Genomic DNA, 14,082 nt, shown 5'->3' with positions numbered 1-14,082 from the left:
ACCGCTTGTCACCAGGTCCAGGGAAGATGATCGCGAATGATTCGGATGCCGTACGGGTAGGGTCCGTGGGTAAGGCAGGTTCCACTTGCCCGGGACTCCCGCTCCGTTCCTTTGGAGGAACGTACGAACGCGGGGGCCATTTGCTGTGTCTTCCTGGACGCGACCTGCTCCGTTTCGTATGAAAAAATGAGCGTTATGCGTTTTCTTGAGCCCGGTACCGGTCGTTACACAGACTCCCCCTCGGTCCCGTACGACCTCACGTACGACGATGTCTTCATGGTTCCGGGCCGTTCGGCGGTCGGTTCCCGCCAGGGTGTCGACCTCTCCTCGCCGGACGGCAGCGGCACCACCATTCCGCTCGTCGTCGCGAACATGACGGCCATCGCGGGCCGTCGGATGGCTGAAACGATCGCCCGCCGCGGCGGGCTCGTCGTCATCCCTCAGGACATCCCGATCGACGTCGTCACCGATGTCGTCTCCTGGGTGAAAACGCGCCACCTCGTGCTCGACACGCCGATCGTGCTGGCCCCGGGCCAGACGGTCGCCGACGCCCTGTCCCTGCTGCCGAAACGCGCGCACGGCGCGGGTGTCGTCGTCGACGAGGAGCAGCGGCCCCTCGGTGTCGTCACCGACCACGACCTGACCGGTGTCGACCGCTTCACCCAGCTCTCCGAGGTCATGTCCAGGGATCTGGTGCTGCTCGACGCGGACATCGACCCGCGCGACGCCTTCAACAAGCTCGACGGCGCCCACCGCAAGCTCGCCCCCGCGGTCGACGCGGACGGCCGGCTCGTCGGCATCCTCACCCGTAAGGCCGCGCTGCGCGCCACTCTGTACACCCCCGCCACCGACGCGGCCGGCAAGCTGCGGATCGCCGCCGCCGTCGGGATCAACGGCGATGTGGCCGGCAAGGCCAAGCAGCTCCTCGACGCGGGCGTCGACACGCTCGTCGTGGATACCGCCCACGGCCACCAGGAGTCCATGATCGGCGCGGTCAGGGCCGTCCGGGCGCTCGACCCGCAGGTGCCGATCGTCGCGGGCAACATCGTCGCCGCCGAGGGCGTGCGCGACCTCATCGAGGCCGGCGCGGACATCGTCAAGGTAGGTGTCGGCCCCGGCGCCATGTGCACCACCCGGATGATGACCGGTGTGGGCCGGCCGCAGTTCTCCGCTGTCCTGGAGTGTGCCGCCGAGGCGAAGAAGTACGGCAAGCACGTCTGGGCGGACGGCGGCGTCCGTCACCCGCGCGATGTCGCCATGGCGCTCGCCGCGGGCGCGTCCAATGTGATGATCGGCTCCTGGTTCGCCGGTACGTACGAGTCGCCGGGCGACCTCCAGCAGTCCGCCGACGGCCGCTTCTACAAGGAGTCCTTCGGCATGGCGTCCGCGCGCGCCGTGAAGAACCGTACGTCGGACGAGTCGGCGTACGACCGGGCCCGCAAGGCGCTCTTCGAGGAGGGCATCTCCACCTCGCGGATGTTCCTCGACCCGGCCCGGCCCGGCGTCGAGGACCTGATCGACTCGATCATCGCGGGAGTGCGCTCCTCCTGCACCTACGCCGGTGCGGCCTCCCTGGAGGAGTTCGCCGAGAAGGCGGTCGTCGGGGTGCAGAGCGCCGCCGGTTACGCCGAGGGCAAGCCGCTGCACGCCAGCTGGAGTTGATTCCGAAGTCCCGCAACACCGTTGCCCCTCACGGCCGTTCGTGCCGTGAGGGGCAACGGCGCTTTTGGGTGTCCCCGCCTGGCTCGGGGATGTCCGATTCCGGCCCCCGGATACCATGGTGATCCGCTCCAACCCCATTGAGATGTAAGTAATATGAAGCGCAATCAGCTGCCCGCCTCTCTGCGGTAAGGGATCTCATGTCCTTCTTCACTGACCTGGCCCATCAGTACATCGACGGCGAGTGGAGGCCGGGCAAGGGGTCCTGGGACATCATCGACTTCAATCCGTACAACGGGGAGAAGCTCGCCTCGATCACGGTCGCCACGGCCGGCGAGGTGGACCAGGCGTACCGGTCCGCCGAGGTCGCCCAGCGGGCGTGGGGCGACACCAATCCGTACGCCCGCCGGATGGTGCTGGAGCGGGCGCTGCGCGTCGTCGAGGAGCGCGAGCCGGAGATCAGCGACGCGATCGTCGCGGAACTGGGCGGCACCCGGCTGAAGGCGGCCTTCGAGCTGCATCTCGCCAAGGAGTTCCTGCGGGAGTCGATCCAGCTCGCGCTGCGGCCCTCCGGACAGATACTGCCCTCGCCGACCGAGGGCAAGGAGAACCGCGTCTACCGGGTGCCCGTCGGTGTCGTGGGTGTCATCAGTCCCTTCAACTTCCCGTTCCTGCTGTCGCTGAAGTCGGTCGCCCCCGCCCTGGCGCTCGGCAACGCCGTGGTGCTCAAACCGCACCAGAACACCCCGGTCTGCGGCGGCACGCTGGTGGCGAAGGTGTTCGAGGAGGCGGGGCTGCCGGCCGGGCTCCTGAACGTCGTGGTCACCGACATCGCGGAGATCGGTGACGCACTGCTGGAGCACCCCATTCCGCAGGTCATCTCCTTCACCGGTTCGGACAAGGTGGGACGGCACGTCGCCACGGTCTGCGCGGCGAACCTCAAGCGCGCCGTGCTCGAACTCGGCGGCAACAGTGCGCTCATCGTCCTCGACGACGCCGATCTGGACTACGCCGTGGACGCGGCCGTCTTCAGCCGGTACGTGCACCAGGGTCAGGTCTGCATGGCCGCGAACCGGATCCTGGTCGACCGCTCGGTGGAGAAGGAATTCACCGAGAAGTTCGTCGCCAAGGTCGCTTCGCTGCGGGTGGGGGACCCGGCCGACCCGGAGACCCAGATCGGCCCGCTGATCAACTCCTCGCAGGCCGAGGCCATTTCATCGCTCGTCGACCAGACCGTCGAGGCCGGCGCGACGGCCCTGCTGCACGGCGGCGCCGACGGCAATCTGGTGAGCCCGTCCGTGCTGACCGGTCTGGCCGCGGATTCCCCCGTCCTGTCCCAGGAGATCTTCGGGCCGGTCGCGCTCCTCGTACCGTTCGACGGTGAGGACGAGGCGGTTCGGATCGCCAACGACACCCCGTACGGTCTGAGCGGCGCGGTGCACACCGGCAACATCGAGCGCGGCGTACGGATCGGGCAGCGCATCCACACCGGCATGATCCACATCAACGACGGCACGGTCCACGACGAGCCCATCGTCCCGTTCGGCGGCGAGAAGAGCTCCGGCCTCGGCCGGCTGAACGGCGCGTCGATGATCGAGGCCTTCACCACCCAGAAGTGGATCTCGGTGCAGCACGGCCGTTCGCAGTTCCCGTTCTGACCGGTCACCCGATGCGGTGAGCGCGCCCGGCCGGGCGGGGCCATGGTCTACTTCGGGGGCGGCACCCTGCCGCCCCCGAAGTAGACCATCGCAGAGAAGTGAACCGCCCGAAGTGCGCCTGAACGACCTCGACGAACGCATCGTCCACGCCCTCGCCGAAGACGCCCGGCGCTCCTACGCGGACATCGGCGCGCTCATCGGCCTGTCCGCACCCGCCGTGAAACGCCGCGTGGACCGGCTGCGCGCCGAGGGCGCGATCACCGGCTTCACGGTGCGGGTGGACCCCGCGGCGCTGGGGTGGCAGACCGAGGGGTTCATCGAGATCTACTGCAGCCGCAATACGTCGCCGGAGCTGATCAAGCAGGGGCTTGCGCGGTACCCGGAGATCGCGTCGGCCTCCACGGTGACGGGGGAGGCCGACGCGATCGTGCAGGTCTTCGCCGCGGACATGCGCCACTTCGAGCAGGTGCTCGAGCGGATTGCGGGCGAGCCGTATGTGGAGCGAACGAAGTCCGTGCTCGTGCTGTCGCCATTGCTGCGGCGGTACTCGTCGGGGTCGCCGGAGTAGGGCGCCGGGCTGCGCCCGGCGGCCGCCCTGTCCTCGATCGCCGGACGGGCTGGACAGTCACCGGGCGGGCGGCCGGTGATGCCCGCGGGCTGCGGGTCTTCGACGAGGCGTCGGACTGAGACCTGTGTCACCTGCTTGACCTGCGAAGACGTCGAGCGCAATGAATCGCCGCCACAGGCCGTCGGCGCGCAATGGATCGACGGTGTACGCGCAACGGTCGCGCCTTGTCCGGTTCGAGTGGCGGACCGTACCGTCAATACGTCCCCGCCCCGCCCGCACCGCCCGAGGTCAGCCATGCCGCCGTTGCGTACCGCCCTGCTCCAGAGCTCCGGACGACCCGGGCATGTGGACGAGAACATCAAGGTGCTCGACGGAGCCGCACGGCGGGCGGCGGACGCCGGGGTCCGGCTCCTCGTCTGTCCCGAGCTGTTCCTGACCGGGTACGCGATCGGGGCCGACGTGCCCCGGCTGGCCGAGCCGGCGGACGGGCCTGGTGCCCGGGCCGTCGCCGAGATCGCCGCACGGTACGGGCTCGCGGTCCTCTACGGCTACCCGGAGCGCGCGGGCGAGCAGATCTTCAATGCCGCGCAGCTCATCGGGCCGGACGGGTCGGCGCTCGCGAACTACCGCAAGACCCATCTCTTCGGCTGCTTCGAGCAGGAATGGTTCACCCCGGGCGAGCAGCCCGTCGTCCAGGCCGAACTGGACGGCGTACGCATCGGGATCATGATCTGCTACGACGTCGAGTTCCCGGAGAACGTCCGCTCGCACGCCCTCGCGGGCACCGATCTGCTGCTGGTGCCCACCGCGCAGATGCACCCCTTCCAGTTCGTCGCCGAGTCCGTCGTACCGGTCCGCGCGTTCGAGAGCCAGATGTACGTGGCGTACGTCAACAGAACTGGCGCGGAAGGCGAGTTCGAGTTCGTCGGGCTGAGCTGCCTGGCCGGTCCCGACGGCACCGTCCGCACCCGCGCCGGACGCGGCGAGGAACTGGTCATCGGTGAGGTCGACCCCGAGTTCCTGAGCGCGTCGCGCGCCGCCAACCCGTATCTGAACGACCGCCGCCCCGGCCTGTACGGCTCCCTCGTCTGAGCCCGCCACCCCTCGTTCCACCTTTTCCGTGCAAGGAGTCCGTACCCCATGACGTCCACGGTGCCCAACGCCGTCCAGCACACCGACGCGGCTGAGCCGATCACCATGTTCGGGCCGGACTTTCCCTACGCGTACGACGACTTCCTGGCGCACCCCGCGGGGATCGGGCAGATACCGGCGACCGAGCACGGCACCGAGGTCGCCGTCATCGGTGGCGGGCTCTCCGGCATCGTGGCCGCGTACGAACTGATGAAGATGGGGCTCAAGCCCGTCGTCTACGAAGCGGACGAGATCGGCGGCCGGCTGCGCACTGTCGGCTTCGAGGGCTGCGATCCGGAACTCACCGCGGAGATGGGCGCGATGCGCTTCCCGCCGTCCTCCACCGCTCTCCAGCACTACATCGATCTGGTCGGCCTGGAGACGAAGCCGTTCCCCAACCCGCTCTCCCCGGCCACCCCGTCGACCGTCGTCGACCTCAAGGGCGAGTCGCACTACGCGCGGACCATCGCCGATCTGCCGCAGGTCTACCGCGATGTGATGGACGCCTGGAACCGGTGTCTGGACGAGGGCGCGGACTTTTCCGACATGAACCGCGCGATGCGCGAACGCGATGTGCCACGCATCCGGGAGATCTGGGCGAAGCTCGTCCAGAAGCTCGACAACCAGACCTTCTACGGATTCCTCTGCGACTCCGACGCCTTCAAGTCGTTCCGGCACCGTGAGATCTTCGGCCAGGTCGGCTTCGGCACCGGCGGCTGGGACACCGACTTCCCCAACTCCATCCTGGAGATCCTGCGCGTCGTCTACACCGAGGCGGACGACCACCACCGGGGCATCGTCGGCGGCAGCCAGCAGCTCCCGCTGCGGCTCTGGGACCGCGAACCGCAGAAGATCGTCCACTGGCCGCTCGGCACGTCACTGTCCTCGCTGCACGATGGCGAGCCGCGCCCCGCCGTGACCCGGCTGACCCGCACCGCCGGAAACCGGATCACCGTCACCGACGCCACCGGCGACATACGCACCTACCCCGCCGCGATCTTCACCGGGCAGTCCTGGCTGCTGCTCTCGAAGATCGACTGCGACGACGCGCTCTTTCCGATCGACCACTGGACGGCGATGGAGCGCACCCACTACATGGAGTCGTCCAAGCTGTTCGTCCCGGTCGACCGGCCGTTCTGGCTGGACAAGGCCGTCGACGACAGGGGGGTGCCGACGGGGCGGGACGTCATGTCGATGACGCTCACCGACCGGATGACCCGGGGCACCTACCTACTCGACAACGGGCCCGGCGAGCCGGCCGTCATCTGCCTCTCGTACACCTGGTGCGACGACAGTCTGAAGTGGCTGCCGCTCTCCCCGAACGAGCGTATGGAGGTCATGCTGAAGTCGCTCGGCGAGATCTACCGGGACGTTGACATCAGGAAGCACATCATCGGCAGCCCGGTGACGGTTTCCTGGGAGAACGAGCCCTACTTCATGGGCGCGTTCAAGGCCAATCTGCCGGGCCACTACCGCTATCAGCGGCGGCTGTTCACCCACTTCATGCAGGACCGGCTGCCCGCCGACAAGCGCGGACTCTTCCTCGCGGGCGACGACATCTCCTGGACGGCCGGATGGGCCGAGGGCGCCGTACAGACCGCGCTCAACGCCGTGTGGGGTGTCATGACCCAGTTCGGCGGCGCGACCGATGCGACGAACCCCGGCCCCGGCGATGTCTTCGACGACATCGCCCCGGTCGAACTCCCGGAGGACTGAGACCGGTCGGGCCGGGACACGTTCGGTGTCACGCGGGCCGGCAGACGCTGCGCTGCCGGCCCAGGCCCGAGATCTCGGCCTCCATCACATCGTCCGGACCCAGGTAGGGGAATCGGCCGGACAGGGCCACACCCCGCGGAGTACCGGTGTTGATGATGTCGCCGGGCTCCAGCACCAGATACTGCGACAGATGGTGCACCAGATGAGCCACGCTGAAGATCATGTCCGCGGTGCTGGAATCCTGCCTCGACTCCCCGTTCACATAGCTGCGCAGCCGCAGCTGCTGCGGGTCACCGACCTCGTCGGCCGTCACCAGCACCGGCCCCAGCGGGTTGAACGTGGCGCAGCTCTTGCCCTTGGACCACTGGCCGCCCGACTGCTCCAGCTGGAAGGCGCGCTCGGAGACGTCGTTGCTGACGGCATAGCCCGCGATGTGTGCGGCGGCGTCGGCGGGAGAGTCCAGGTAGGAGGCGCGACGGCCGATGACGACGGCCAGCTCGACCTCCCAGTCGGTCTTCTTCGAGCCGCGCGGGATCAGCACGTCGTCGTACGGGCCGACGATCGTGTTCGGCGACTTGTAGAAGAGGATCGGCTGCGCGGGCGGCTCGGCACCCGACTCCGCCGCGTGGGCCGCGTAGTTCTGGCCGATGCAGAGCAGTGCGGAGGGACGGGCCACCGGGGCTCCGATCCGCCGGCCCGTGATGTCCGTCTCCGGGAGCGCCGGCTCGGCGGGGATCAGGTGCGGATTGTCTGCGAGCGCGGCGAAGAACGCGCCGTCGATGTCGTGGGTGATGCCGGACAGGTCGTGGTGACGGCCCTCGGGGCAGATGGCAACGGGGCGCTCATGGCCCGGCTCGCCGATGCGCATCAGTCGCATGACGGGTGAACTCTCCTGACAGGTATGGGGGTTGGGTGGGGATCAGGGCCTTTCTCCGGTCCTGATCCGCCGCACAGCGCTAGTGCAGACGGGTGAGGGCGTCGGCGGTGACCGCGTGGACCGGGGGGCGTCCGGCGAGCAGCCGCAGTACCTCGTTGACGGCGCTCGTTCCGAGCCGTTGCCGGCACTCGACGCTGCCCGCTGCCTGGTGCGGGGTGAGCAGCACATTCGGCAGGGAGCGGAAGGGGTGGCCGGCGGGCAGCGGCTCGGCGTCGAAGACATCGATCGCCGCGTCCAGCCGGCCCGATGCCAGCTCGGCGAGGAGTGCGTCCTCGTCGACCAGCCACGACCTGGCGGTGTTCACCAGGCCGGCCCCGTCCGGCATCAGCGCCAGCTGTTCGGCGCCGATCATCCTGCGGGTCTCCTCGGTGACCGGCGCGTGCACGGCCACGATCCTGCTGCGCGACAGCAGAGTCCGAAGCGGTACGGACTTCACGCCGAGCGCCTCGGCGTCCGCGTCGCAGAGGTAGGGGTCGGTGACGCTCACCCGTGCCCCCATCGCCCGCACCAGGGCGATGTAGGCACGTCCGGTGCGGGAGGCGCCGATCACGCCGATGTCGCTGCCATGGATCTCGTGGCGGGGCGGGGCCTCGCTCGCCGCCGCCCACTCCAGCCCGCCGCGCAGGGCGTGGTCGAAGCGCTGGATGCGGTGGAGCAGCGAGAGCGTGAACGCGAGAGCCACCTCGGCGACCGGACGGGCCATCTCGTCGCCCGCCTGGGTGACCAGGATGCCTCGCCGGAACACCTCCTCGGTGACATAGGGCGCGACCGCCGAACCGGTGTGCGCCACCAGCTCCAACCGGTCGGCCGACGCGAGGAGTCCGGCGTCCACCTTGGGCGCCCGCCACGAGGTGATCAGCGCGCGGGCGCGGGGCAGTGCCGCGGCCACCGCCGCCCGGTCGGAGTGGTCGTCCAGGACCGTCAGCTCCGCCGCGCGCTCCAGCTCCCGCCACACCTCGGCGGTGAAGAACTGGGCCCGCAGGCCCGGCGGTACGGCGACGACCACCCGCGGGCGATCGGCAGGATCAGGAGAGCCAGGCATCGAGATGCTCCGCAACGAAGGCGTCATCGGTCAGCCAAGGGTAGGCCGCGGCCACCCGGCTGATCTCCTCCGCCTGCCCGGGGGAGAGCGTCTCGGCCGGGTCCAGGCACCTGATGTTCGCCAACAGTCCCTGGCGGTGCAGCACTTCGTGCACCCCGGCGATGCAGCCGCGGAACGCGCCGCGCACATCGAAGACCGCGCTGTTGGCATCGGTCAGCTCGGAGCGACGCGCCAGACAGCGCACCATCGCCTCATGGTCCCCGCCGCGCGCCTTACGGATGTCGTCCAGGAGCGTCACCGCGGAGTTCGTCCACACGGCCCACTGGCCGAGGAGGCCGCCCGCGAACCAGTGCGGTGTGCCGCCCGCCGTCTCGTACGGGGTGAGCAGATCACCGATGATGTCGTCGTCGTTGCCCGTGTACAGCGCCACCTCGTCGGCGCGGTCCGCGGCGGCCACCGCCCGTACGACATCGGCGGTGCGGTACCGGTCGAACGGGGCGATCTTCACCGCGACCGTGTTCGGCAGATCGGTGAACGCGGACCAGAAGCCCGGCGACAAGTACCGTCCGCCGACGGCCTCCTGGAGATAGAAGCCGATCACCGGCAGCACCTCGCCGACCGCCCGCGCCCGCTCCAGCAGACCCTTCTCGTCCGCACCGGGCACGGCCGGGCTGAGCAGCACCGCGTCATAGCCGAGCTCGGCGGCGGTCCCGGCCTCGGCGACGGCCTGCGCCGTGTATCCGCAGGCACCGGCGACCTTGATGAACGGCCGGCCGGCCTCGGCGTCGATCGTCTCGGCGGCGAGCTCCAGGACCGGCCGGAACAGACCGACCTCGGGCTCGCGGATCTCGAACTGGGTGGTGTGTACGGCGACGGCGACCCCGCCCGCGCCGGAGGCGAGGTAGTAGCGGGTCAGCGCACGCTGCCGGCGCTCGTCGAAGGAGCCGTCGGCGTGCAGGGCGAGCGGATGTGCGGGGATCACGGCACCGCGGGCGAGCGCGTCCAGGGCCGGGGTGGACGGGAGGGAGGGAGTGGACATGGAGTGGATCAGAACCTTCCGTCACGGACCTGGAACTTGGTGGGCTTGCCGGACAGCGGCAGCCCGCGGCGCAGCCAGTCGGCCTGCCACTCGACGAGGGTGCGCAGAGCGACATCCGGGTACCCGAAGAGGGCATGGCAGCGGCTTGCGTCGGAGAGCAGCGCGGTGGGCGCCTCCTCGCCCGCGAAGACCGGCTCCCGGTCGAACTCCTCGCCGAACCACTGGGCGATGCGGCGCACCGAAGCGGTCTCCGGACCGGTGAGGTTGAGGGTGAACGCGTCGCCGTCGGTGGCGTGCAGCAGGGAACGCAGGGCGACCTCATTGGCGTACCCCTGCCACACCACATTGGCGTGGCCGGTCGTCACATCGACGGGCTCACCCGCCTGTACGCGGTACGCGATGTCGGCGAGGACGCCGTAGCGGAGATCGACCGCGTAGTTGAGGCGGATGTTGGCGACCCTGGTGCCACGGGTCAGTGCCGCATGGCCGAAGATCCGCTCACGGCCGAGGCACGACATGGCGTACTCGCCGACCGGGCCGACCGGGTCGGACTCGGTGCAGCCGCCCGAGGAGACCGGTACCAGCGGATACACATTGCCGGTGGAGAACGCGGCGATCCGCGAACCCGGCCAGCGGCGCGCCACCCGGTCCGGCATCGCGGCGTTCACCGCCCAGGCGTGCGAAGGCGCCCCGGCGGAGCCGAACTTGGCGCCGACCATGAAGACGATGTTCCCGGCGTCGGGCAGCTCGGCCAGATCGGCGGCCGGGTCCATCAGGTCGAAGGCGACGGTGGAGACCCCGGCGGCCTCCAACTCGTCGGCTGCGGACTTGTCGGACCAGCGGGAGACCGCGTACACGGTCACATCGCTGCGGCCCGCGGCGTCCAGCGCCCGGCGGGCCAGTCGGCACAGGCTGGGGCCCATTTTGCCGCCGGCGCCGAGCACCAGCAGATCGCCTTCGAGGGGGCCGAGGTCGGCGACGAGCGCGGGGGAGGGGGTGGCGAGCCGCTCTTCCAGAGCGGCCTCATCGGTGAACATTCGTAGCTATCCCTTGATTCCGGACGCGGTGACGCCCTCGGTGAAGTAGCGCTGGCCCACCATGTACGCGGCGAAGATGGGCACGAACGCGATGACGGAGCCGGAGAGCACCACATTGAGCGGCACGTTCTGCTGCTGGAGCGAGGCGATGCCGACGGTGAGGGTGCGCATGTCGGTGGACTGGCCGATGACCAGCGGCCACAGGAAGTCGTTCCAGTGCCACAGGAAGACGAAGACGCCGAGCGTGGCGAGGATCGGCTTCAGCAGCGGCAGCACGATGCGGTAGAAGATCTGCCACTCGTTGCAGCCGTCCAGCCGGGCCGCCTCGAAGAGCTCGTCCGGCAGTCCCTGGATGAACTGGCGCATCAGGAAGACCGCCTGGGCATTGGCGAGGGTCGGCACGATCAGACCCCAGTAGGTGTCCACGCCGCCCAGCTTCGCGATCATCGCGAAGGTGGGGATCATCGTGACGTGGTACGGGACCATCACCATCGACAGGAACGACCAGAACATCGTTTCCCGGCCCGGGAAGCGCTTCTTGGCGAAGGCGTACCCGGCGAGCGAGGCGAGCAGCAGCACGCCGACGACCGAGACGACCGAGTAGAGCAGGGTGTTGAGCAGCCAGCGCGGCACGTCCTGGGAGTTCATGACGGTGCCGTACGCCTCGCCGGTCAGCGGCCAGGGCAGCAGACTGCCGGGGAACTCGACCGCCGCGGCGGGCTTCAGCGAGAGCACGACCATCGCGTAGAACGGGAAGATCGTGACGATCGCGGCCACGGTCAGCAGGACGGCGCGGCCGATCCGGCCGGCCCGGGTGGGCCGCATGCCGTGCGGGACGGTGTCCTGCTCCGAGAGCTTGCGCAGCTTGCGCTCGGCCCGGCGGGCGGCCCGGTCGGGCGTCGCGGGAACCGTGCCCGCGGGCGGGGTCTCGGTCTTTACGGGTGCTGCGGTCATGGTCACTGGTCCTTCCCGATCACGAGCCGCTGGATCACCGCGACCACCACGGTCAGCGCGAAGAGTGCGACGCCGATGGCGGACGCGTAGCCCAGGTCGAAGTACTTGAAGCCCGCGTCGTAGAGCTGGAAGACGAGCGTGTAGCTGGCGTTGGCGGGGCCGCCGCCGGTCATCGTGTAGACCGCGTCGAAGACCTGGAACGAGGCCGTCGTCTCGATCACGGCGAGGAAGAAGAGGGCGGGCTTGAGCTGTGGCAGCACGATGTGCCGGAACCGCTGCCAGGGGCCCGCGCCGTCGGTGAGAGCCGCCTCCTCCAGCTCCCGCGGGATGTCCTGCATCCGGGCCAGCAGGATGAGCATCCCGTACCCGAACCGGGACCAGACGCCGACGATCGCGAGCGCGGGCAGCACCAGCACGTCGTCGGAGAGCCAGGAGCCCTCCGACATCCCGGACCAGCCCATCAGGGTGGACCACGGGCCGCCCGTCGAGAAGATCCAGACGAAGACGGTGGCGGCCAGCACCAGCGAGGTGACGACCGGCAGGAAGAACACCGAACGGAAGAACTTGGCGCCGCGGAACGCGCGGCGGGTGATCAGGGCCAGGGACACCGACGCGATCAGCGTGCCGGGCACGGCGAGCACGGTGTACAGGACGGTGACCTTCAGCGCCTGCCAGAACAGCGGATCGTCCCACAGACGGGTGAAGTTGTCCAGCCCGACGAAGCTGCCGCCGCCGGTCAGGGAGTAGTCGGTGAAGCTCATCAGCACACCGGCGATGCCCGGACCGAACCGGAAGGCCAGGAAGAGCAGGAAGCACGGCAGGACGAAGAGCAGGCCGATCCGGGCCTCGCGGCGCGCCTGCGGCCCGCTGCGACGGCCCCGGCGGGTGGGTTCCGCGACGACTGCCACGGGGATCTCCTTGCGGTACGGGGGAATTGCGGGGGGCCGGGGGAGCGTGCTCCCCCGGAGGGTGCGGGGCCGGGGTCCGGGTGCGGCCGGACCCCGGCCCCGCGTGTGATCAGCGGCCGAGCATCGCCTGCGCGGCCTTCTGCGCGGCGTTCAGCGCCTCCTGCGGGCTCTTCTTGCCCAGCAGCGCCGCCTGGATCTCCGGCGCCAGCACGCCCTGGACCTCACGGGCCTTGTCCTGGAGCGGACCCACGGTCATGCTCGGCAGCGTCGCGCCGACCGCCGTCTGCAGCGCGTCGCCGGGATAAAGGTCGCCGCCGGACTTGCGGGCCGGGAAGTAGCCTGCTTCCTTCTCCAGACCGGCCGCGTTCTTCGACTCGGCGACGAAGTTCAGCCAGTCGCCGGTGTTCTTCTTGTCGGCGCCCTTCAGCATCGACAGGGCGCCCACGGTCCCGTAGCCCACCGACTCGACGTCCTTCAGCGGCGGCTGGACGACGATGTTCTCCTTGCCCCAGAACGGCTCGACGTCCGACGGGGTGTTCTGCCAGGTACAGGCGATCTTGCCCTTGGCAGTGGGGGTCTGCTCCAGCTTGGGCGTGGTGGTGACCAGGTCCTTGTCGGTGTAGCCGCCGTCGACGAGCTCCTTCAGGTACGTCAGGGCCTTGACGCCCGCCGCGTCGTTGAAGGTGACGGTCTTGCCGTCCTCGGAGAAGACGTCCCCGCCGGCCTGCCACAGCAGCGGGTAGAAGGTCATGTTGAGGGTCTGCTGGGTGTCGCCGTAGTAGGTGGTGGCGTAGTAGCCCTTCTTCTTCAGCTTCGGGGCCAGCGCCTGAAGGTCCGCCCAGCTCGTCGGGTAGTTCTTCTCGCCGATCGCGGCGAACACCCGCTTGTCGCAGATCAGCGGATTGGCGCTGGTCAGGATCGGGGTGGCGAGCGCCTTGCCGTCGACGGTGACGGACTTCAGCGCGAAGTCCGTGTAGTCCGACTTGGCGTCGGACGGCATGTACTCGTCGGCCGGGACGATGCTCTTGGCGTACTTCGGCAGCTGGTCCGGGATCAGGTAGACCGCGTCCGGACCCTTGCCGGAGGCGATCGCGGTGGCCAGGGCGGTGTCGCGGTTGGCCCACGGGAAGGTCTCCACCTTCACCTTGACGCCCGAGTGCTTCTTCTCGAACGCCTTGACCAGACCGTCCCAGTAGGCCTTGTTCTTGGCCTCGTCGAAGATGACGGGGTAGGTCCACATGGTGACGGTGTTGTCGTCGCTGCCGCTGCCGGAGCAGCCGGCCAGCACGCCGGCGGCGAGGGCGGTGGCGAGGACGGGGGCGGCGACGGCGCGCACTCTGGAGCGGCGGCTGAGGAGACGGGACATGAGGTGGTCCTCCGAGGACGTGAGGGTGGGATGGGGAAGAGGGCCTGTCGTTCGGACCAGGCCGGAT

At 69.4% G+C, this 14,082-nt stretch carries 12 protein-coding genes; 5 read left to right on the top strand and 7 right to left on the bottom strand.

Annotated elements, in window-relative coordinates; translation table 11 throughout:
* Window positions 1-195: 195 nt before the first annotated feature.
* From ACIPEK_RS28505 to ACIPEK_RS28485, 5 genes are all read left to right on the top strand, one after another.
* Complete coding sequence (locus ACIPEK_RS28505) at window positions 196-1,662, top strand: GuaB1 family IMP dehydrogenase-related protein (RefSeq protein WP_402001624.1); 1,467 nt, start codon at window positions 196-198, stop codon at window positions 1,660-1,662.
* Window positions 1,663-1,859: 197 nt separating this feature from the next.
* Complete coding sequence (locus ACIPEK_RS28500; RefSeq protein WP_402001621.1) at window positions 1,860-3,317, top strand: aldehyde dehydrogenase family protein; 1,458 nt, start codon at window positions 1,860-1,862, stop codon at window positions 3,315-3,317.
* A 112-nt stretch (window positions 3,318-3,429) separates the two neighbouring features.
* Window positions 3,430-3,885, top strand: a complete 456-nt coding sequence (locus tag ACIPEK_RS28495) for an Lrp/AsnC family transcriptional regulator (protein WP_402001618.1) — start codon at window positions 3,430-3,432, stop codon at window positions 3,883-3,885.
* 294 nt (window positions 3,886-4,179) lie between these two features.
* Complete coding sequence (locus ACIPEK_RS28490; RefSeq protein ID WP_402001615.1) at window positions 4,180-4,977, top strand: carbon-nitrogen hydrolase family protein; 798 nt, start codon at window positions 4,180-4,182, stop codon at window positions 4,975-4,977.
* 48 nt (window positions 4,978-5,025) lie between these two features.
* Window positions 5,026-6,732 (top strand): flavin monoamine oxidase family protein, encoded by a 1,707-nt coding sequence (locus ACIPEK_RS28485; protein WP_402001613.1) that lies wholly within the window; start codon window positions 5,026-5,028, stop codon window positions 6,730-6,732.
* A 28-nt stretch (window positions 6,733-6,760) separates the two neighbouring features.
* Here the strand turns inward: ACIPEK_RS28485 and ACIPEK_RS28480 are convergent, their stop codons facing one another.
* From ACIPEK_RS28480 to ACIPEK_RS28450, 7 genes are all read right to left on the bottom strand, one after another.
* The gene (locus ACIPEK_RS28480; protein ID WP_402001610.1) at window positions 6,761-7,609 is read right to left on the bottom strand and encodes a fumarylacetoacetate hydrolase family protein; all 849 of its coding nucleotides are present in this window, start codon (window positions 7,607-7,609) and stop codon (window positions 6,761-6,763) included.
* 79 nt (window positions 7,610-7,688) lie between these two features.
* Entirely contained in the window at window positions 7,689-8,711 is a 1,023-nt protein-coding gene (locus tag ACIPEK_RS28475; protein WP_402001607.1) for a hydroxyacid dehydrogenase, read from the bottom strand.
* Complete coding sequence (locus tag ACIPEK_RS28470) at window positions 8,695-9,750, bottom strand: dihydrodipicolinate synthase family protein (protein WP_402001604.1); 1,056 nt, start codon at window positions 9,748-9,750, stop codon at window positions 8,695-8,697. The genes ACIPEK_RS28475 and ACIPEK_RS28470 overlap by 17 nt, the downstream gene beginning before the upstream one ends.
* Window positions 9,751-9,758: 8 nt before the next feature.
* The gene (locus tag ACIPEK_RS28465) at window positions 9,759-10,787 is read right to left on the bottom strand and encodes an NAD-dependent epimerase/dehydratase family protein (protein ID WP_402001601.1); all 1,029 of its coding nucleotides are present in this window, start codon (window positions 10,785-10,787) and stop codon (window positions 9,759-9,761) included.
* A 6-nt stretch (window positions 10,788-10,793) separates the two neighbouring features.
* Window positions 10,794-11,741: a carbohydrate ABC transporter permease gene (locus ACIPEK_RS28460; protein WP_402001598.1), complete on the bottom strand. Its 948-nt coding sequence runs from the start codon at window positions 11,739-11,741 to the stop codon at window positions 10,794-10,796.
* Between the two features lie 2 nt (window positions 11,742-11,743).
* The gene (locus ACIPEK_RS28455; RefSeq protein ID WP_402001595.1) at window positions 11,744-12,649 is read right to left on the bottom strand and encodes a carbohydrate ABC transporter permease; all 906 of its coding nucleotides are present in this window, start codon (window positions 12,647-12,649) and stop codon (window positions 11,744-11,746) included.
* A 109-nt stretch (window positions 12,650-12,758) separates the two neighbouring features.
* Window positions 12,759-14,015, bottom strand: coding sequence for an ABC transporter substrate-binding protein (locus ACIPEK_RS28450; protein ID WP_402001592.1), 1,257 nt, complete (start codon window positions 14,013-14,015; stop codon window positions 12,759-12,761).
* Window positions 14,016-14,082: the final 67 nt, after the last annotated feature.

The organism is Streptomyces sp. NPDC088246, from assembly GCF_044741025.1.
Lineage (GTDB): Bacteria > Actinomycetota > Actinomycetes > Streptomycetales > Streptomycetaceae > Streptomyces.
Note: the sequence above shows the minus strand (reverse complement) of the source record. Positions and strands in the feature narration are given on the sequence as shown.

Coding starts and splice junctions, on each gene's coding strand:
- ACIPEK_RS28505 (WP_402001624.1), top strand. CDS start 196: ATGCGTTTTCTTGAGCCCGGTACCGGTCGTTACACAGACTCCCCCTCG.
- ACIPEK_RS28470 (WP_402001604.1), bottom strand. CDS start 9,750: ATGTCCACTCCCTCCCTCCCGTCCACCCCGGCCCTGGACGCGCTCGCC.
- ACIPEK_RS28480 (WP_402001610.1), bottom strand. CDS start 7,609: ATGCGACTGATGCGCATCGGCGAGCCGGGCCATGAGCGCCCCGTTGCC.
- ACIPEK_RS28460 (WP_402001598.1), bottom strand. CDS start 11,741: ATGACCGCAGCACCCGTAAAGACCGAGACCCCGCCCGCGGGCACGGTT.
- ACIPEK_RS28450 (WP_402001592.1), bottom strand. CDS start 14,015: ATGTCCCGTCTCCTCAGCCGCCGCTCCAGAGTGCGCGCCGTCGCCGCC.
- ACIPEK_RS28475 (WP_402001607.1), bottom strand. CDS start 8,711: ATGCCTGGCTCTCCTGATCCTGCCGATCGCCCGCGGGTGGTCGTCGCC.
- ACIPEK_RS28500 (WP_402001621.1), top strand. CDS start 1,860: ATGTCCTTCTTCACTGACCTGGCCCATCAGTACATCGACGGCGAGTGG.
- ACIPEK_RS28490 (WP_402001615.1), top strand. CDS start 4,180: ATGCCGCCGTTGCGTACCGCCCTGCTCCAGAGCTCCGGACGACCCGGG.
- ACIPEK_RS28485 (WP_402001613.1), top strand. CDS start 5,026: ATGACGTCCACGGTGCCCAACGCCGTCCAGCACACCGACGCGGCTGAG.
- ACIPEK_RS28465 (WP_402001601.1), bottom strand. CDS start 10,787: ATGTTCACCGATGAGGCCGCTCTGGAAGAGCGGCTCGCCACCCCCTCC.